General features: G+C 64.8%; 17 protein-coding genes. 11 read left to right on the top strand and 6 right to left on the bottom strand.

The genetic code is table 11. The annotated features are described in order from the left end of the window. Positions 1–20 precede the first annotated feature (20 nt). Entirely contained in the window at positions 21–533 is a 513-nt protein-coding gene (gene tssB, locus HWX03_RS20935; protein WP_175872530.1) for a type VI secretion system contractile sheath small subunit, read from the bottom strand. 599 nt (positions 534–1,132) lie between these two features. Between tssB and tssK the strand changes: the two genes are divergently transcribed. The 6 genes from tssK (at position 1,133) to tssE (ending at position 8,826) form a co-directional block, all read left to right on the top strand. Beyond that, positions 1,133–2,485 carry a type VI secretion system baseplate subunit TssK gene (gene tssK, locus HWX03_RS20930; RefSeq protein WP_175872529.1) on the top strand — a complete coding sequence of 451 codons (1,353 nt, stop codon included), beginning with the start codon at positions 1,133–1,135 and terminating at the stop codon, positions 2,483–2,485. Beyond that, a complete protein-coding gene (locus tag HWX03_RS20925) occupies positions 2,482–3,213 on the top strand; it encodes a DotU family type IV/VI secretion system protein (protein WP_175872528.1) in 732 nt (243 codons plus the stop codon). Before tssK ends, HWX03_RS20925 begins: the two co-directional genes overlap by 4 nt. After that, complete coding sequence (locus HWX03_RS20920) at positions 3,210–4,931, top strand: OmpA family protein (RefSeq protein ID WP_244132709.1); 1,722 nt, start codon at positions 3,210–3,212, stop codon at positions 4,929–4,931. The genes HWX03_RS20925 and HWX03_RS20920 overlap by 4 nt, the downstream gene beginning before the upstream one ends. A gap of 108 nt (positions 4,932–5,039) precedes the next feature. After that, the gene (locus tag HWX03_RS20915) at positions 5,040–5,525 is read left to right on the top strand and encodes an Hcp family type VI secretion system effector (protein ID WP_006494514.1); all 486 of its coding nucleotides are present in this window, start codon (positions 5,040–5,042) and stop codon (positions 5,523–5,525) included. Positions 5,526–5,661: 136 nt separating this feature from the next. Further along, entirely contained in the window at positions 5,662–8,385 is a 2,724-nt protein-coding gene (gene tssH, locus HWX03_RS20910; protein WP_175872526.1) for a type VI secretion system ATPase TssH, read from the top strand. A gap of 15 nt (positions 8,386–8,400) precedes the next feature. Continuing rightward, a complete protein-coding gene (gene tssE, locus HWX03_RS20905) occupies positions 8,401–8,826 on the top strand; it encodes a type VI secretion system baseplate subunit TssE (RefSeq protein WP_175872525.1) in 426 nt (141 codons plus the stop codon). Between the two features lie 92 nt (positions 8,827–8,918). Here the strand turns inward: tssE and HWX03_RS20900 are convergent, their stop codons facing one another. Further along, entirely contained in the window at positions 8,919–9,812 is an 894-nt protein-coding gene (locus HWX03_RS20900; RefSeq protein WP_175872524.1) for an NAD(P)H-binding protein, read from the bottom strand. 134 nt (positions 9,813–9,946) lie between these two features. Further along, positions 9,947–10,870: an AraC family transcriptional regulator gene (locus tag HWX03_RS20895; RefSeq protein WP_175822811.1), complete on the bottom strand. Its 924-nt coding sequence runs from the start codon at positions 10,868–10,870 to the stop codon at positions 9,947–9,949. A 192-nt stretch (positions 10,871–11,062) separates the two neighbouring features. Here HWX03_RS20895 and HWX03_RS20890 point away from each other — a divergent pair, with 192 nt between their 5' ends. Continuing rightward, positions 11,063–11,257 carry a hypothetical protein gene (locus tag HWX03_RS20890; RefSeq protein WP_175872523.1) on the top strand — a complete coding sequence of 65 codons (195 nt, stop codon included), beginning with the start codon at positions 11,063–11,065 and terminating at the stop codon, positions 11,255–11,257. Between the two features lie 20 nt (positions 11,258–11,277). Here HWX03_RS20890 and HWX03_RS20885 read toward each other — a convergent pair whose 3' ends face one another. Further along, positions 11,278–12,231, bottom strand: a complete 954-nt coding sequence (locus tag HWX03_RS20885; RefSeq protein WP_174385523.1) for a LysR family transcriptional regulator — start codon at positions 12,229–12,231, stop codon at positions 11,278–11,280. Positions 12,232–12,332: 101 nt separating this feature from the next. On the opposite strand from HWX03_RS20885, the gene HWX03_RS20880 reads away from it, so the two are divergent. The 3 genes from HWX03_RS20880 to HWX03_RS20870 all read left to right on the top strand — a co-directional run bounded on the left by HWX03_RS20880 (position 12,333) and on the right by HWX03_RS20870 (position 16,260). Further along, complete coding sequence (locus tag HWX03_RS20880; protein ID WP_175872522.1) at positions 12,333–13,691, top strand: NAD(P)/FAD-dependent oxidoreductase; 1,359 nt, start codon at positions 12,333–12,335, stop codon at positions 13,689–13,691. A gap of 326 nt (positions 13,692–14,017) precedes the next feature. Further along, a complete protein-coding gene (locus HWX03_RS20875) occupies positions 14,018–14,452 on the top strand; it encodes a phosphatase (protein ID WP_175872521.1) in 435 nt (144 codons plus the stop codon). A gap of 182 nt (positions 14,453–14,634) precedes the next feature. Beyond that, positions 14,635–16,260, top strand: coding sequence for a histidine-type phosphatase (locus tag HWX03_RS20870; RefSeq protein WP_175872520.1), 1,626 nt, complete (start codon positions 14,635–14,637; stop codon positions 16,258–16,260). A 90-nt stretch (positions 16,261–16,350) separates the two neighbouring features. Here the strand turns inward: HWX03_RS20870 and HWX03_RS20865 are convergent, their stop codons facing one another. Further along, the gene (locus HWX03_RS20865) at positions 16,351–16,881 is read right to left on the bottom strand and encodes a YcxB family protein (RefSeq protein WP_175872519.1); all 531 of its coding nucleotides are present in this window, start codon (positions 16,879–16,881) and stop codon (positions 16,351–16,353) included. A 330-nt stretch (positions 16,882–17,211) separates the two neighbouring features. Here HWX03_RS20865 and HWX03_RS20860 point away from each other — a divergent pair, with 330 nt between their 5' ends. Further along, positions 17,212–17,523, top strand: coding sequence for a hypothetical protein (locus HWX03_RS20860; protein WP_175872518.1), 312 nt, complete (start codon positions 17,212–17,214; stop codon positions 17,521–17,523). Between the two features lie 25 nt (positions 17,524–17,548). On the opposite strand, the gene HWX03_RS20855 is transcribed toward HWX03_RS20860, so the two are convergent. After that, a complete protein-coding gene (locus HWX03_RS20855) occupies positions 17,549–17,842 on the bottom strand; it encodes a hypothetical protein (RefSeq protein ID WP_175822819.1) in 294 nt (97 codons plus the stop codon). Positions 17,843–18,174 lie beyond the last annotated feature (332 nt).

Genomic DNA, 18,174 nt, shown 5'->3' with positions numbered 1-18,174 from the left:
CCGTCTTGGGCCGGCCGCGCTCACGCATGGCCTTCCTGTTGCAGGGTGGCCGTGGCGATCTGCCCCAGTTCGCCGCGCAGCTTGTCGGACAGGCGCTTGTCCTTCAGGATCTTCTCGAACTCGCGGCGGAACATGCCGTTGTCGAGCAGATTCGACTTGAGATCACGCAACAGATTGCGCATCGCCAGCATCGCTTGCAGTTCGGGAATCTGGCGAGCAACCTGCTCGGGCTCGAAATCCTTCATCGAGCGGAACGAGAGATTCACCGGCAGTTCGGAGCCGTCCCCGGCCAGGGTGTTCTCCGCGGCAATCTTGAGATCCGGTGCATGGTCGGCCAGGACCGCATCGAAGTTGTTCTTGTCGATATTGACCTTCTTGCGCTCGGCCAGCGGCGGCTGTTCGCGGCCCGCGCTGAAGTCGCCCGCGACAAGCAGCTTCAACGGTAGCTCGACCTTCTTCTGGGCCCCGCCCGTATGCAAATCCAGCGTAATCGAGACACGGCTCTTCGGAATTTCTCTCTGGAAGCTATCCATTTGCAATCCTTATTTAGTGATGGTCAAGCATTGGGCGGGCGCACGGCGTGTTCGGCACGATGGTCTCTTCGATATGTCACGCGTGGATGCAATGTGCAGTGTGTCCCGGTCGATATTTCATCGCATGGTCTCCGTTCGCGCGACGAAATCGAATGGGACTTATACACGGCAAACTCCGAGTGAGTCAAAGCGCGTCGCTCAAAAAACCACAACGATCAAATGCAAAAAATTGCAAACATTCTGAAACAATTTACAAATTCAAAAGGCGCCCAATATTTTCGAGACAAATCACATTCGAGCCGAATGACGTTACCCAAAGCGACCGGCAATTCTGCTGCACTCCCTTGTTACACGATGATCCGTGCGTTTCTCATTGATCGCACGTCATCCTTTTCGGCGCCTCTCAAATTCGCCTACAAAATCAAATATCCCAAAAATAATCACCCGACAGATTGTGAAATTTGTTCACATTTCACACATTTCCATTAGTAAACAAAATCATATGGGCATTCGAAAAATAGGTTGCATATCCAAAAAGATGTCGTGTATAGGTTACGCCCTTGACCTGAATAACGAACAAACAAATCACACGAGAGACCATGCGAATCGCGAAGCCGCTATGGCACGAGGGCCTCATCCTGACCCAGCAGCATTTTCAGCAACAGGATAGATGGGCTGAATTTGCGCTACGTCAGTACGCCTGCGCGGCTGTCGCACAGCCGTGGGGAACACTTGCTGTCGAGATCGACGAAGAAGCGCTGTCGACAGGGCGCCTGAAACTTGCCCGCCTGCGGCTGTGTTTTCCGGATGGCACGCCGATCGATACGACCATCGCCGATACGCTGCCGCCTGCGCGCGATCTGACGCAAGGCGTGCCAGCGGACATGCAGAGCGTCGTAGTGTTCGCAGCGCTCGCGTTGCCGGACGCGAATGGCAGCAACTGCCGTTTCGACGAGGCGTCGCTCGCCCGCCCGCGGCGCGCTTACCGTGAATTCGTCAAGGTCGCGGACCTGAACGGGACCGGCGAGACCGAAATCGCAGTCGAACGGCATGCAGTCCGACTCGTGTTCGACTTCGAGTCGCACGCCGACGACACGGTTTGTGCGATCGCGCGACTGACACGCGGATCTGGCGGCCAGTTCCAGGTCGATCAACAGTTCGTGCCGCCGTGCCTCACGCTCGGCAGCCATCCGCTGCACATCGAGCGAATCATTCGCCTGGCAGACATCCTGCACGCCAGGACCCTCGCACTCGGCACGCGTCGTAGCGAGCGCATCGCCGAGGTTGCGGAATACGGCGTGGCCGACGTGCAACTCTTCTGGCTGCTTCATTGCATCCACGCGGCATGGCCGCAATTGCGACTGTTCGCCACGCATCCTGGTCGCCCTCCGGAGCATCTGTACACGACACTCGCCCAGTTGGTGAGCGCGCTGATGACGTTCTCGACCGAAGCGCAGCTCACCGACATTCCGGTGTACGACCATGTGCGAGCCGACGAGGTGTTCGCGAAACTGGAATCGCTGATCCGCAATCTGCTCGACGCCATCATTCCGTCGCGAGTCGTGTCGATCGGTCTCACCCGCAAGGGGCCGACCACGTGGACCGGCCAGTTCCTCGACGAACGGATCATCGCGGATGCCGCCGACTGGTATCTGTCGGTCAACGCGCCGATGCCCGCGTTCGAGCTGGTCGAACAGTTTCCACGGCTTTGCAAGATCGGCGCTCCCGACGACGTCGAACACATCATCAATTCGGCTTTGCTAGGCGTCCCGCTCAAAGCCGTCCAGCGCGTGCCGGGCGCGATCCCTGTGCGTCTGGACAATCACTATTTCGCGCTGGACGCGTCCAGTGCCGTGCACGCGAAGATGCTCGCCGCGCGAGCCTGCCAGATCTATCTGCCAGCGTCAGTACCGGACGCCTCGCTCGAACTTTACGCCGTGTTGCGCTCATGAATGCCCTGACTCCCAATCGAAGCGACACCGCCCTGATGCCGAACGTGACGGGCGCCAGCAACCTCCCCAGCGACGGGATGCGCGATTTGCTACGCGACACCGCATTGCTTGTGACGACGCTCGCCTCGGGCGGACAGACTCAGGACGCGGTCGCGTTGCGGGCCCGGTGCAAGCAGCTTGTCGAGCAATTCGCGAGCGCGCTGCAGCAGCGGGGCTTTCCGGACGACGTGCGCAACGAGGCACTGATTGCACAGTGCGGGCTGCTCGACGAGGTGGCGCTGCGACACCTGCCCGGCGAATCCCGGTCCGCATGGGAGCGCGAGCCGCTGCAGGTGGAACAGTTCAATCTGCACGAAGCCGGTGAGCGTGTATTCGACCGCCTGGACATGCGCATGCGCGAGCCCGCGCCGCCCGTCGCGTTGCTCGAGTGCTACTCGGCCATCCTCGGGATGGGATTCGTCGGCCGGTACGCCCGTGACGGTGAAGCCAAGCGGACTGCGCTGATCGAGTCGTTGAATGCCAGGCTGGAAACGCTGCGTCCTGCCCTGGATCGGCCATTCGTCGCGGATCGCGCCGAACGCCGCGTGTCCGACTGGTTCTACCGGCTATCTCCATGGGCAATCGCCGGACTTACATGTGTCGCTGCCGCGATCGTATGGGGCGTCTGGTCGGCCACGCTCGACGGGCAGCTCGCGCATCTCGTAGCGGCAAAGGCCGTTCGCCCGTGAGATCCGACCTGCCTGTTCTCTCCACGGAATCGAAGCGGCCGCCCGATCGCGGGCACGAAGGCCTCGGGTATCCGTCGCGGCTCATGGTCGCGTTCGCAACCGTGTTGGTGCTCGCAGTGATCTGGCTGGTACTTCCGCTCGGTTCCGGCGTCGCCTGGGCACTTTCGGCCATCGCCGGGCTTGCCGCGCTCGCGTTAATGGTGTGGTGTACATGCAAGCTTGTCCGCGCGCGTAGCCAGAGCGCGCATGTGTTGACCGCGCTGGGCGCAGCGACGGGTGACATTCCGGTGAAGCTGCGCACGCGCATGCCGCTCGTGCTGGTGACCGGCGACGGACTGCCCGCGCTGTTCGACCGTACGGGAGAAGCCAGGCACGTACACGTCGGCGACGGCGGCATCTGGCTGCGCGTCGATCGCCCTCGGGATCTGCCGCGGCTGGCCGTTGCGGTCAGGCAGTGGCGTGACGGGCGCGCCCCGGACGGCGTCGTGCTGTCGGTCACGCCTGCGCTGCACGCGGAAACCGACACACTGACCCAGAACTTGCGCGCCGTACGGCAGGCCGTCGCCGATGCCGCCCGCATGCTGGGTACGCGACTGCCGGGCTACGTAGCGGTCTACCAGCGGCTCACCACCAGCCCCGTCGACCTCTCGACGCCGGTGTGGTACGGCGTGTCGTCGGCCGCCCGCCTGGCGGTCGGCGAACGTTTCGAATCCGTGGTCCGCGCAGCGGAAAACGAGGTCCAGCGCGCGGCCGGCGATTGCGTCGCGGCGGCGCGCGCCGCCGCGCTGGCCTCCATCGTCGGCTGGGCGCAGCGCGTGGTTTTCGGCGCACTGACGGACCGACAACAGCCGGCGGCGCCATGGGCGCTGTTCGGCGCCGGCTGGATCGACTGCGGACCGGCGAGTGCGTCCCGAAACCTGTGGGAACGCGATGTCGAAATGCAGACGCATGTGGCGCGTGTCACCGCCACCGCCTCGCCGACGCCGTGGCCGCTCCCGCAGTCGCTGATCGAAGCGATGCCGCGACGATACTGGATGTCTCCCCGTCAGGCCGCCGTTGGCCACGCACTCGCCCTGCTCGCCTGCGCCGCTGCCGCCGCATTCTGGGGTGCAGCCAGGAACAACGAAGCGCTGCTGGATCGTATCGCCGCCGATCTCGGCCGCTATTCGACGATCCCGGCAAAGCGCGACGCCGCGAAGCGGGACGCCCTGCAGGCGCTCGTGGCCGATCGCGATCAACTCGATCGCTACGCGCGCACCGGTATTCCGCTGCGCTTGTCGTTCGGCATGTATCGGGGCGCGCAGCTGATGCCGGTGCTGAACAACGCGATCGCATCTTACGAGCCGCCGCCGCCACCGCCTGCGGTCGTCTCGCTCGACAGCATGTCGCTGTTCGACAGTGGCAAGGCACTGCTGAAGCCGGGGTCGAACCGTGCGATGGTCGGCGCGCTCGACATGATCAACGCACATCCCGACAAACGCATCCTCGTCGCCGGCTACACCGACAACGTAGGCAATCCGGACAGCAACCTGAAGCTTTCGACCGCGCGCGCCGAAGCTGTGCGCGACTGGCTGGTCGACGCATCCGGCATGTCCGCGACCCGGTTTGCGATTCAAGGCTATGGCATGACGCGCCCGCTCTCGAGCAACGACACACCCGACGGACGCGCGCGAAACCGTCGCGTGGAAATTACCCTGGTACCGGACACGGGAAAGTAGCAATCCAGGTTTAGTCCCCGAAGCAACCCGCTTCGGGATTCTCAAGCTCAGGGGCTGGCTCCTGGCAAGTTTAGTAATGCGTACAGTGCAAAAAAAAGGAGTATGACAATGGCAATTCCGGCCTATATGTGGCTCAAGGACGATGGCGGCGCCGACATCAAGGGTTCGGTGACGGTTCAGGACCGCGAGGGCAGCGTCGAACTCGTCGCATTCGACCACGGCGTGCATATCCCGACCGACGGCAACACCGGCAAGCTGACGGGTACGCGCGTCCACAAGCCGATCACGCTGACGAAGGAAACCGACGCGTCGACGCCGTACCTGTACAAGGCCGTGACGAGCGGCCAGACGCTCAAGTCGGTCGAAATCAAGTGGTACAAGATCGACGACGCCGGCAAGGAGAAGGAGTACTTCAACACGAAGCTCGACAACGTGAAGATCGTCGCCGTGAATCCGGTCATGCACGACATCAAGAATCCGGACTACGAGAAGCACAACCACCTCGAAAACGTGGAGCTTCGCTACGAAACGATCACCTGGTCGTACAAGGACGGCAACATTATCCACAAGGACACCTGGAACGAGCGGTCCTGATCCCTATCGACGACCGAACCGCCGGCTCCTCGCGCGGTTCTTTTGCCAGCCTGGCCGGTTCAGGCTGGCCCTCCTGTCCTCGAGACCCAGTCCGGCCAACGACTGCGCGTCGCCCCTTCCCTCTTCAGATATCGACATGACTCCGCGCGACACGACCCACCTGCTCCGCCGACTCAACCCGCACTGCGCGAAGGCGCTCGAAGCGGCCGTGAGCTTATGCCAGACGCGTCTCGCAGACGAGATCACCGTTGAGCACTGGCTGCTGAAACTGATCGAGGCCGGTGACGGAGACATCCCGGCGATTCTGCGGCACTACAGTATCGACCTCGACACCGTCTGGGATGCGCTGCTCGCGTCGATCGAGCATCTTCCACGCAATCTTCGGGGCAAGCCGGCACTGTCTCCGCAACTGGCGACCCTGCTGCAGGACGCATGGGTGCGCGCAGCGTCCGAGACAGACGACGCGACCGTCCGGTCCGGCGACCTGCTGCAGGCGATCGTCGATCGGCCCCATGTATTGCGTGCGCAAAACGCGTGGCCTCTGCTGTCCGTCAGCAGCACGCAAATCCAGCGCGTCCTGCCGCGTCTGGCCCATCGTTCGTGCGAGAGCACGCGACCGGAGGATATCGAAGCCGGCGCGGACGACCATCCGATCGGCCGTGCAGCCGGTCAAGCGCCGGAATCGGCCGCACCCGTCGCGGCAGCAACGCTCGCGCCCCAGCGAACCACGGACGGTGATGCCCTTTCCCGCTTCACGATCGATCTGACAGACAAGGCTCGACGCGGCGCGATCGATCCGGTATTCGGCCGTGATCGCGAAATCCAGCAGATGGTCGACGTGCTCGCGCGTCGGCGCAAGAACAATCCGATCCTCGTCGGCGAGCCGGGCGTCGGCAAGACCGCGCTCGTCGAAGGCCTCGCGCTGCGCGTCGCCGAGGAAAGCGTCCCGAACGTGATTCGTGACGTGCGCATCCTGACACTCGATTTGGGCCTGCTGCAGGCCGGCGCCGGGGTGAAAGGGGAATTCGAGCAACGCTTGAAAAACGTCATCGATGAGGTTCAGTCTTCACCGGAGCCGATCCTGCTCTTCATCGACGAGGCACACACATTGATAGGCGCGGGCAACGCCGCCGGCGGCGCCGACGCCGCGAACCTGCTCAAACCGGCGCTCGCGCGCGGCGAACTGCGTACGATCGCGGCAACTACATGGTCGGAGTACAAGGAATTCTTCGAGCGCGACGCCGCGCTCGAGCGCCGCTTCCAGATCATCAAGGTCGACGAACCCGACGACGATGCGGCGTGCCTGATGTTGCGGGGCCTGAAGAGCCGCTATGCGGACTATCACAACGTGCACATTCGGGATGATGCGCTCATCGCGGCAGTGAAACTCTCTCGACGCTATATCCCCGCACGGCAACTGCCGGACAAGGCAGTCAACCTGATCGATACCGCTGCCGCGCAGGTGCGAATGGGACTCGAGTCGCCGCCCGCGGAACTGCAGCGCGCGCGCGCCGCAGTCGCCGCCCTCGAACTCGAACTGGCGACGCTCGACGCGGACGCGCAGGCTGGTATCGATGACGTTGGGCCCCGGCGCGCGACGCTGGAGCACGCGCTTGCCGACGCGCGGAACATCCTGACCGGCTTGCAGGCGCGCTATGTCGGCGAACTCGAGCTGGTCCGCCTCGTTCACCGGCATCGAGCCGAGATCGCCGAAGGCGGCTCGGCGTCCAGCCACGGCCAGCTCGACGACATCAAACGCCTACTGGCCGACCGGCAAGGCAAGGCACCGCTGATCTCTGTCGATGTCGATGCGGCGGCCATCGCGCGTGTCGTTGCGGAATGGACAGGTGTGCCGGTCGGCAACCTCGTCGAAGACGAACTGCTGAGCCTGCTGAGGCTCGAACAGCAACTGGCCAGGCGCGTGGTCGCACAAGACGATGCGCTGGCTGCCCTCGCGGAGAGCCTGCGCACCGCGAAGGCGGGCCTCAAGAATGAACATGCGCCACTCGGCGTCTTTCTGCTCGCAGGACCATCGGGCGTCGGCAAGACCGAAACGGCGCTGGCCCTGGCCGACCTGCTGTTCGGCGGCGAGGCCGCGCTCACGACGATCAACATGTCGGAATATCAGGAAGCACACACGGTGTCGCAACTGAAAGGTTCGCCACCAGGCTATGTCGGCTACGGCCGCGGAGGCATCCTGACCGAAGCCGTGCGGCAGCGGCCGTACGGCGTCGTGCTGCTCGATGAAGTCGAAAAAGCCCACCGCGACGTGCTCGACATGTTCTATCAGGTGTTCGACCGCGGCATGATGCGCGACGGAGAAGGACGCGAGATCGACTTCCGCAATTGCGTGATTCTGATGACGTCCAATCTCGGCAGCGCACGGATTGACGAGATGACCGCCGACGATCCGCAGATTTCCCAGGCGGCGTTGCTCGAGTCGATCCACCCGCAGCTTGTGGCACACTTCCAGCCCGCGCTGCTCGCGCGCTTCCAGTCGCTCGTCTATCGGCCGCTCGATGCCGCCGCACTCGCGTCGATCGTGCGGCTCAAGCTGTCGAAGGTCGCCGACCGCCTGCGCCGGCAACACGACGTCGAGTTGGCGTGCGACGAATCATTGATCGACACGATGGCCGAGCTTTGCCTCGCACGCGAGTCCGGTGCGCGCAACGTCGATGCGTTCCTCAACCAGCGGATTCTGCCGAACGTGTCGCGTGAACTGCTTGCGCGGATGGCTACCGGGGCCGCGCCCGAAAGGATCGTGCTGTCGAGCTCGTCGGAAGCTAACCTGACGATCGATTTCATCGATCGGAGCAACGTCGCAGCGGGCGCGACGGAGCCGACACGCGCGACCGCGTAACCAGAGGCCAGGATCATGCAGGCGCGTCCCTCTCTCCATGACATCCTGCTCGGCCAGATCGGCGGTGAGCCGCTCGATGCTTACGACGACCGGACACTCGAATGCATGAGCGTCCAGCAAAATGTGCAGCGCATCCTGAACTCGCGTGCCGGAGCGCTGAAGCATCTGCCGGACTATGGTCTGCCGGATCTGACGAACATCTACAAGGCGCTGCCCGCGTCAGCCCACATGCTCAAGCAGCAGATGGAGGCGACGCTTCTGAAATATGAGCCTCGCATCCGCTCCATCGACGTCGCCATCCTTGAAAACGACGATCCTGGCGTGCTGGTGAGCTTTGAAATGACGTGCCATCTGAAGAAGGCCGGACTCGTGCGGTTCGGTACGTATTTCGAGCCTCCCGGGCGCTTGTGGTTGAAACGCCGGAGTAGCGGGCACGGTTAAAGTGCGCCCCGAAGTCCGGACCGGGTTTCGCAACTTGCGAATCCCGGTCCATCGATATCAACGCCAGATTCCGGCTATTCCGGCTACCTGCGTCACGCCGGCGCCGCATGCGCGCGCACCAGCACGGCAAGCGCCTCCTCCGGTGTCGTCGTCCCGTAGGCCCGCTCCGACACGCCGGCTTCGACATCGATCCGCCCCGCATTGTGCACGTCGTACAGATCGACGATCAGCTCGGCATGACGTTCGCTGAGCCCCGCGCGCAACAGCGTCGCGTTCCACGTGTCGCGCGGCAACTCGTGCGCGACGATCGCACGACCTGCCGCCGTGCCCAACGTATCCGCGATCGCCGTCACGCTCACCCGCCGCGGCCCTTCGACGCTGACGATGCGCGGCCCGCTGCCGCCTTCCGGCGCATCGAGCAGCAGCCGCGCCGCGACGACGCCCACATCGGGCGCCCAGACCGTCGGAAACACCTTGCCGACCGGATGGTGGAAGCTCGGCAGCACGCCGGTGCCGAGCGCGACCGGCAGCACGCGCGCCCAGTTCTGCAGATGCTCGGCCGAGCGCAGCAGCGTCAGCTGCGTCGGGATCGTCTTCAGCCGTTCCTCGAAGTCATGGAACAGACGCGTGATACCCGTATTGCCTTCAAGCTCGGCGCCGTAGTCCGACAGCGCGAGCAGCGCCGGTGGCGGGTTCGCGGCGAGCGCGGCGGTCGCCACGTCGATCGTCCGCGTCATCGTCGCGGCCGGATCGGGGTCGGCAGCCGGCACCGGGCACAGCATCTGCACGGCCTGCGCGCCGTCGATCGCCGCGGCGATCGCGTTCGCGTCCGTCAGGTCCGCGATCGCGACATCGCAGCCAAGCTGCGCGAAACGTTCACGATGGCGTGCGTCGCGCAGCACCGCGCGCACGGAATGGCCTGCGTTGCGCAAGGTCGTCACGGTCGACAGGCCGACGTTGCCGGATGCTCCGAAGATCACGAACACGATCCGCTCCTGAGGGATGAAAGTGCTGTGATTGTCGGGATTCGCGGCCCGAGTGGCGCGCACGGAGGGATGAATCGAGCAGGAAAGGATGACGGGATGCGAGCGCGGGCACGGCCCGCGCATCCGTCGACAGGCTAGCGACGCGGAGGCTTCGCGCCATCCTCGCCGTCATAAGCCAGCCGCAACCCGCCCCGCGCACCCGACCGCGCGATCTCCGTCGGCGTCGCGCCGAGCACGCGGTTCATCCAGTTCGCCATGTGGCTCTGATGCGCAAACCCGGCCTCCAGCGCGATCTGGCTGATGCTGAGCCGGCCTTCGAGCAGCAGCGCCTTCGCGCGCTCCACCCGGCGCCGCACGACGTACTGGTGCACGGGCATCCCGAGCGTTTCGCGGAACAGCACCTTGAAATGCGGCACGCTGATCGACACGAGCGCCGCGAGCTCGGCCAGCGTCATCCGCCGGTCGAGATTCGCCTCGACATAATCGATCACGCGCGCCGCGGCCTTCGGCGCCAGCGTGCGCCGGCGTTCGCGAAACGCCGGCTGGCCGTCGACCAGCCGCGCGACGAGCGCCGTGCACAGGCTTTCCGCGTAAAGCGGATCCGATGCGTCTTCCGCTTCGAGTTCGGCGGCCATCGCCCACGCGATGTGCTGCAGCCGCGGGTCGCGCACCTGCAGCCGTCGGCGGATCTGCGCATGCGACGGCTTCAGTTCGAGTTGCTCGACCGTGCGCCGCACGAAGGTGTCGCTGAGCGCGATGTGCAGGATCCGGCAGTCGGCGCTGTCGGTCCACTGGCCGGGCAGGCCGGCCGGAATCACGTCGACGTCGCCGTGCGCCTGGATGCGCGACACACGCTCGCCGTCGCACACGCAATCCGCGCGCACCGGCGCGCCGATATGCACGCCGATCCGGTGATGCTCGGCCGCCGGAATCCGGTACGTGCCCGCGCGAATCTCCAGCAGCGACGCGCCGAAGCCGTGCCAGCCGAGCCCGCGGCTGGAGCGCAGGCTGACCGGGACGCCGTTGTCCGTCGGCGCGGCAAGAATCGGATCGCTCATTGAGGGTCTCCACCAGATCAGGGGCCGAACGCGCATTGTGACGCGTTTCGGGCCGGCGTGCCGGCCCTGCGCGGCCGCCGCCGAATCAAGCAGAAAAAGATCATCCGTTTCTGCTCGGGACGATCCTTGCGTGCGCGCCTAAAGGCGCCGCGCCGCTTACGATCGACTCATCCGACACCTACGGAGCCCGTCATGCCCCATTACTGCCCGCAACGCGCGGCGTTCATCGCGCGCTCGCCGTCCGCCGCCCGCCCTTCATCCGGCCCCGACGCCCGCAACGGTCGCACCACCATCGCCGCGTGGTGCCTGCGCATCATCGGCTGGTACCGGCTCGAACGGCTGCTCGCGTCGATTCCCGACAGCAACGACGACTTCGGGCTCGTCTGACCGGCCGGCCGACACCCCGCCTACTTGCGCCGCCGCTCGTGCAGCGCCACCGTCGCGCCGTCGATCACCGGCGCGCCCTGCTTGATCAGGAAGTCGCGGAACAGCCCCGTCACCTGCGAGATTCGCCGGTCGGCAAGCGTCACCACATACCATTCGCGTTCGATCGGGTTGCCGGGGAACGGCAGTTGCCCGAGCAGCCCCGTGCGCAGTTCCAGTGCACACGCGTGCAGCGACAGGAACGCGATGCCGAGCCCCGCTTCGGCCATCTGCTTGATCGCCTCGTTGCTCGACAGTTCGGAGCCCACATGAAAGCGGTAGCCCGCGTTCTTGAACAGGCTTTCGACGGTCGAGCGCGTGCCCGCGCCGCGTTCGCGCACGAGCAGGTGCGCGGATTCGAGATCCTTCAGCGCGACGCGCTTGCGCTGCATCAGCGGATGGCCGGGCGCCGCGACGAACACCATCGGATGCTTCGCGAACTCGACCGCGTGCGTGCGCAGCTCCTTTGGCGCACTGCCCATCACCGCGAGATCGATTTCATGCGTCGCGAGCATGCGGATGATGTCGTCGCGGTTGCCAACCTTGAAATACGTCTTCACGTGCGGGCGCGTCGCGGTGAATTTGACGAGCAGCGGCGGGATCAGGTATTCGGCCGTCGTGATCGCGCCGATCCGCAGCGTGCCGCCGAGATCACCCGTCAGCGCGGCCACTTCGTCGCCGGCCTCGCTCCACAGATGCAGGATCTCGCGCGCGTAACGCGCCACGATCTCGCCGGCCGCGGTCAACTGCACGCCACGCCCCACCCGCTGCAACAACGCGGCGCCCACGGCCTCCTCGAGCAGCCGGACCTGCAGCGACACGGCCGGCTGCGTCAGGTTCAGTTCCTCGGCCGCGCGCGACACGCTGCCGAGCCGCGCAATCATGTCCAGCGCCTTCAACTGCCGGAACGTCGCGGTCTTTCCTATAAGTGAATACATATGAGTCGCTTATAAACATTAAATTGTTCGAGTGGGTTCCAAACTATATCGTCGGTTCTTGAGCAATGTCATCCGAATCGTCATTCAGCGGGAGCCCCAACATGGACAACATCACGCCTACCCTTGCAACGGATCGCGCACCGCGCGTACCGCGCATCGTGATCGTCGGCGGTGGCGCCGGCGGCCTGCAGCTCGCGACGCGTCTCGGCGATACGGTCGGACGCCGCGGGCAGACCGAAGTCGTGCTCGTCGACCGCTATCCGACGCACTTCTGGAAGCCGCTGCTGCACGAAGCCGCATCGGGCCATCGCGATCCCGCTTCCCACACGATCGAATACGCGGCGCAGGCGAAGCGCCACGGCTTCCGCTTCGTACAGGGCGCGCTGCAGCGGGTCGATCGCGCGGCACGCACGGCGACGATCGCGGCCGTGCAGGATGCGGACGGCACGGAAATCCTGCCGCAACGAGAACTCGACTATGACGATCTCGTGCTGGCGGTCGGCAGCGTGACGAACTTCTTCAACGTGCCGGGCGCCGAGCGTCATGCGCTGCCGCTCGAAAACCTCGACCAGGCCGAGGATTTCCGCCGCAAGTTCCTGGCTGCCTGCACGAAGGCGAATCACCTGGCCGAGCAGCAGCCCGCGCGGCGTGCGGCGCCGATCTGCATCAACGTGATCGGTGCGGGCGCGACGGGCGTCGAGCTGGCCGCCGCGCTGCGGCACGCGGTCCAGCAACTGACGACGTACCGCTTCAAGGCGCTGGTGTCCGCGCGCGACGTGCACATCCGGCTGATCGAAGGCGGCCCGCGCATCTTGCCGGCGCTCGACGAACGGCTGTCCGGCAAGATGCACGCGCAGCTTCGCGCGCTGAACGTCGACGTGCTGACCGATACGCGCGTGGCGGAAGTCGGTGCGGATGCCGTGACGACCGCGACCGGCGAACGCCTCGCGAGCGACATCACGATCTGGGCGGCCGGCGTCGCGGGCCCCGCGATGCTGCGGGACATCGGCGACATCGCGCTCAACCGCTCGAACCAGGTGATCGTGACCGACACGCTGCAGACGCCCGACGATCCGCACGTGTATGCATTCGGCGACTGCGCCGCGTGCCCGTCCGCCGGTGCAAGCGGGTTTCTGCCGCCGCGTGCGCAGGTCGCGCACCAGCAGGCCGTGTATCTGGTCAACGCATTCGCGCGCCGCGTCGCCGGCAAGCCGGTGGCCGGCTTCACGTTCCGCGATGCCGGCACCGTCGTGTCGCTCGGGCATGCGGGCGCCGTGTACCAGGCGGATATCGGCATGCGCTCACGCTCGCTGATCGTCGACGGGCTGGCGGCGATCGGGCTGTACAAGTTCCTGTATCGCAAGCACCTGTTCAGCGTGGTCGGCATGAAGCGCGCGCTGTTCCAGTCGCTGAGCCACTGGCTGCAAAGCCGAAACCAGCCGTCGATCAAGCTGCATTGATCGCACCTGTTCGCACGCAGCATCGCAACGCGGCATATCGGGCGGGCATCGCCCGATATGCCGTTTTTTTATATGCATAGGCGTGATGCAGCCGGAATCTGCGCCACGCTGGTGCACCACATTGACGGCCGTCGATACGATGCAATTCATGCGGGAAATGTCGTGCGACACGCATCCCGCGCCCGCTCTGGCTGGCCGCCCCATTCATTAGTCGAATCGTATGAGTCGGCTATAAATATTAATTGGTCGAGTTTTCCGGATCGACGCTAAGGTGTGTGGCATTCCCGTCGGCGAACGGATCATCACGTTTCTGAAAAGGAATCACCGTGGTCATCGAAGCCATCGTCACCCGTCTCGACGTAGCATTCGCGCAGATCGAAGCCACCCCGGATTCGCGCGAATCGCGCCATCAGCGCGACGCGATCATCCAGTGGCTGGACCGGGCATCGGAAGAAGGCTATCGGCTCGGTCTCGTCACGACGCTGCCGGCCGCGCGGCTCAGCGACATGTTCGAAGGCCAGTTCGGCCGCGCGAACCTCGACCGCTTCTCGGTCGTCGTCACGGATGCCGATCAACAGGACTCCCGATCGAATCAGCATCCGTTCGATGTCGCGCTGCAAGCGCTCGGTGTGCCGCGGGAGCGCGCGGTCGGGATCGCGAGCAGCGAACCGGAACGTCGCGAAGCCGAGCATTTCGGGCTGTCGCGCTGCGTGAACATCACCGATACGGTGCGCTCGATCGCATCGGCCGGGCTGCACTGAACGCCGGCACACGGGCCGGCCGCAGCCGGCCATCATCGTCGATCCGGCGGCAATCCGACGATTGCCCGACCGCATCCTGACATTCTGCTGTCAAAGTCGCTTGCAACACTTCGGGGCTCGACCACCTTCCCCCGGAGACGGGACGACGCACATCCGCATCGCCCCGTCCGTTGCCCGCCACGATGACACGCCCGACCCGCACCGCCGCCGCCCTCGCGATTGCCTGCCTGTTGCTCGCCGCTTGCGGCGGGGATGACTCGACGCCGCCCGCCACGTCGGCCGACAACAACGGCACGGCGCCCACGCCGCAGCCGCAACCTCAGCCGGCGCCGCCCCCGGCGCCCGCGACCTACTATCAGACGAAGACGCCGTACCGCCCGCAGCAGGACGCCGCGACGTACGAAGCGCCGCCGGTCGGCTACGCGCCGGTCTATACCGAACTCGTCGCACGTCACGGCTCGCGCGGGCTGTCGGGTTTCAAGTACGACGGTGCGATCTACGCGATGCTGGTCAAGGCCGAGGCCGACGGCGCGCTGACCGCGCTCGGCGCGCAGCTCAAGGCCGACACGTACGCGATGATGAAGGCCAATGCACTGCTCGGCTACGGCGTGCAGGGCATCTCGACACCCGGATACGGCAACCTCACGCAAACCGGCATCCGCGAACATCAGCAACTCGCCGCGCGTCTCGCGCAGCGGCTGCCCGCGCTGTTCGCCGCGAGCAACCGGCAAGTAGTCGTCGTCAACTCAGGCCAGGATCGCGCAGTCGACAGTTCGACGTATTTCTCGGCGGCGCTCGTCGCCGCGCAGCCGGCACTGGCGCCGGCCATCACACTGCCGGCCGCGCCGGCCGGCTATCCGGCGAGCGCACCGGTCGCGCAGCCGGCCGGCACCAATCGTTTCCTGCTGTATTTCCACTCGCTGAAGCCGGCCACCGATCTCGTGACCGACACGAGCGATCCGCACTACGCGACCTATCAGGCGAGCCAGGCCTACCAGGCCTATGCAAACGACACGACGGTGGCCACGAAGCTGAAGGCGATCAAGGCCGCGCCGCAGGCGGCCGACGTCGCGCAAACGGTGCTGTCCGCGCTCGTGTCGCCGGCCTTCATCGCGAAGCTCGGCTCCGACGGCTACGCGTTCGCGAACACCGGCACCTATGCGTTCACGTCGACGGACGGCAAGTTCACCAACACGCTGAAGGGCGACGGCAAGACCAGGATCGCGACCGCCGTCGATGCGGTGAACGTGCTGTACAACCTGCTGCAGGTCGCGCCCGCAATGACCGCGGAAACCGGCGGCGTCACGATGGAGAAGTACATCGGTGCGGAGCAGGCGCAGTATCTCGCGTACCTGCAGGATGCCGAGGACTACTACCAGAAGGGGCCCGGCATCCAGGAAGCGAACCCGGTGACGTACCGGATGGCGAAGGTGCTGCAGGACGATTTCTTCGGCGAAGTCGACGCGATCTCGCGGGGCGACCTGACGCACGCCGCGAAGCTGCGCTTCACGCACGCGGAGATCGTGATTCCGTTCGCGTCGATCATGAACCTGAAGAACGTGTTCGTGCCGACGCCGCAGGCACAGACGTACACGTATGCGAACAGCCCGTGGCGCGGCGACCAGGTATCGCCGATGGCCGCGAACATGCAGTGGGATGTCTACCGCAACGGGTCGCGGCTCATCGTGAAGATGCTGTACAACGAGCGCGAGACGGATTTCCAGGCCGCGTGCGACGGCGCGAAGATTGCGCCGGGCAGCCACTTCTACGACTACGCGGGGCTGAAGCAGTGTTACGGGTATCAGTGATGTGATGCGGCGACGCCTTCAGGCCGGAAGCGCGCTTCGAAGCCAGGACGACGCAAGCCGTCCGGACTGCTTCGTGCGCCCCGCGGCCCGCTAGACTTTGCGCACGCCGTTCTGAAGCAACAGTCGATGCAGGAACGCCGCTTGTCCGTCGTCCAGCACGCACTTCGGTACCACCCGGAACATCGCCAATGACTGATACAGCAGGATCATTTGATGATCCTCGCTCCAGTGGATGAGATCCGCGTAGTGAATTTCGTCGCGCGAAGTCGGCGTTTCGACGACGAAGCGATCGTCGTGAAAAATGACCGTGTGAAACTGATGAAGCGTCCTTTGCTGGTCGTAAATCTTGCGGCCTACGCGTGGCAATACCAGATGATTCAGGAGCGGCACACCGATAGAAACGACAGCCGCGATTCCCGCGGCCATCCAGACATATCGCCATTCCGGAAAATGTCCGCTTGCTACCCGGACGCCGCCGACCAGCAGGACGACGTACACGATCCCGACGATCGCAAATGACTTGAGCAGGTATTTTCCGTTGTACTTGCGCCAAAGATGCAGGCGGTATGCGTGGACGAGATCATCCGCGGTGATTTGAAAAACAACTTTGGTATCGCTCATAGGCGGGCTCGGAATGTTTGCTGGTTCTTGTACTTGCTCTGGACACTTCACCGCGGGCACCGCGCGCCGGACGGCCGGCAGTACGCGCGCACGGTGACGTGCAAACGAAGCCGCGCGATATCGCCGGCCGGTCGATGCACGGCGACAATATACATGCGGGGAACGACACCTGTTTGAGGAATCGCCACAGCAGTGGCGCAGCCGGCAGCCCGGGGCGGGCGGCCAGCGTCGCAGGCGGCTGGGCGGTCCATTCGTACAGGTGACACGCATCTCGCGCCGACGAACTCGCGGCGGCTCGCCCGGTCGAACGAACATCGCCGGAGAATCCTCATGAAACGCGTCGCTCTTGCCGCTGCCCTGACCCTGTTTTCCGCCATCAGCGTGCCCGCGCCGGCTATCGCCGGTGCACCCTCCGGCGCCGTCGCGCCGGTTCCGACTCAGGCATACGCAAAGAATTGCGTGCCGTCGCGGGATGCCGCGCAAGGCGCCCGTTCACCCTCCGGCGCACCGCCGATCCGCGTATGCGTCGGCGATTCCGACACGCAACTGAACCTGCCGTGGTTCCTGACCGATGTCCTCACCGCCGTCGACACGCACCAGTCGCCCAGCGGCCTGCTCCATAAGATGCGCAACGATTTCTGAAGCGCCGCCAGCACCGCGTCGTTCATCACGCATCGGGGCGCTTCAGCACCTGGATGAACGTGCCGACGATGCCGGCCCACATCGCCGGGTCGGCAATGCGCTCCAGCAGCACCCGCAACTCCCGTCGATCTCCATCCGACAGCACGCCGTGCGCGCCGCGGATGCTGTCGTAGCGCGGCGTCCCGCGCGACGCGAGCGCGCGATCGAGCGAATAGTCGCGGGCCTCTCCGTCCACCGAAATCCGGATCCACAGCGAACCGCCGTCCGCCACGGCGGCGCCATCGGTCACGACGACCGTGGGTGCGGCATTGTCTTCCATCGCAACGCTCCGGTTTGACGCCCGGGCAACAGACTGCCGACAACGGCGCCGCATGAAAATGTTTCTTTTTGAGACACAATCACGAAACCTCATCAATATTTAAACAACAATATTTCGCAATCGCGTGCCGCATCTTATACTTGCCGCGCACCATCCTCGTGCCAAGAGACGGTGTCTTTTGTCCCGGCTGCACACACTGTGCGGCCGGGGCTTTTTTCGGTACGCTGCGTCGATATACATGCTTGATGCCCGCATGTTATTGAGGAATGCTGCCAGATGATGGCCGATCGCGACAGGCTGAGCCGACGCCGTCGCGACGGCCGACTCGATCG

The organism is Burkholderia sp. BCC0397, assembly GCF_902832865.1.
Taxonomy (GTDB): Bacteria; Pseudomonadota; Gammaproteobacteria; order Burkholderiales; family Burkholderiaceae; genus Burkholderia.
Note: the sequence above shows the minus strand (reverse complement) of the source record. Positions and strands in the feature narration are given on the sequence as shown.

What these genes read in the sequence shown, in the direction of transcription:
- tssB (WP_175872530.1), bottom strand. Translation starts at nt 533, where the DNA reads ATGGATAGCTTCCAGAGAGAAATTCCGAAGAGCCGTGTCTCGATTACG.
- tssK (WP_175872529.1), top strand. Translation starts at nt 1,133, where the DNA reads ATGCGAATCGCGAAGCCGCTATGGCACGAGGGCCTCATCCTGACCCAG.
- HWX03_RS20925 (WP_175872528.1), top strand. Translation starts at nt 2,482, where the DNA reads ATGAATGCCCTGACTCCCAATCGAAGCGACACCGCCCTGATGCCGAAC.
- HWX03_RS20915 (WP_006494514.1), top strand. Translation starts at nt 5,040, where the DNA reads ATGGCAATTCCGGCCTATATGTGGCTCAAGGACGATGGCGGCGCCGAC.
- tssH (WP_175872526.1), top strand. Translation starts at nt 5,662, where the DNA reads ATGACTCCGCGCGACACGACCCACCTGCTCCGCCGACTCAACCCGCAC.
- tssE (WP_175872525.1), top strand. Translation starts at nt 8,401, where the DNA reads ATGCAGGCGCGTCCCTCTCTCCATGACATCCTGCTCGGCCAGATCGGC.
- HWX03_RS20895 (WP_175822811.1), bottom strand. Translation starts at nt 10,870, where the DNA reads ATGAGCGATCCGATTCTTGCCGCGCCGACGGACAACGGCGTCCCGGTC.
- HWX03_RS20890 (WP_175872523.1), top strand. Translation starts at nt 11,063, where the DNA reads ATGCCCCATTACTGCCCGCAACGCGCGGCGTTCATCGCGCGCTCGCCG.
- HWX03_RS20885 (WP_174385523.1), bottom strand. Translation starts at nt 12,231, where the DNA reads ATGTATTCACTTATAGGAAAGACCGCGACGTTCCGGCAGTTGAAGGCG.
- HWX03_RS20880 (WP_175872522.1), top strand. Translation starts at nt 12,333, where the DNA reads ATGGACAACATCACGCCTACCCTTGCAACGGATCGCGCACCGCGCGTA.
- HWX03_RS20870 (WP_175872520.1), top strand. Translation starts at nt 14,635, where the DNA reads ATGACACGCCCGACCCGCACCGCCGCCGCCCTCGCGATTGCCTGCCTG.
- HWX03_RS20865 (WP_175872519.1), bottom strand. Translation starts at nt 16,881, where the DNA reads ATGAGCGATACCAAAGTTGTTTTTCAAATCACCGCGGATGATCTCGTC.
- HWX03_RS20860 (WP_175872518.1), top strand. Translation starts at nt 17,212, where the DNA reads ATGAAACGCGTCGCTCTTGCCGCTGCCCTGACCCTGTTTTCCGCCATC.
- HWX03_RS20855 (WP_175822819.1), bottom strand. Translation starts at nt 17,842, where the DNA reads ATGGAAGACAATGCCGCACCCACGGTCGTCGTGACCGATGGCGCCGCC.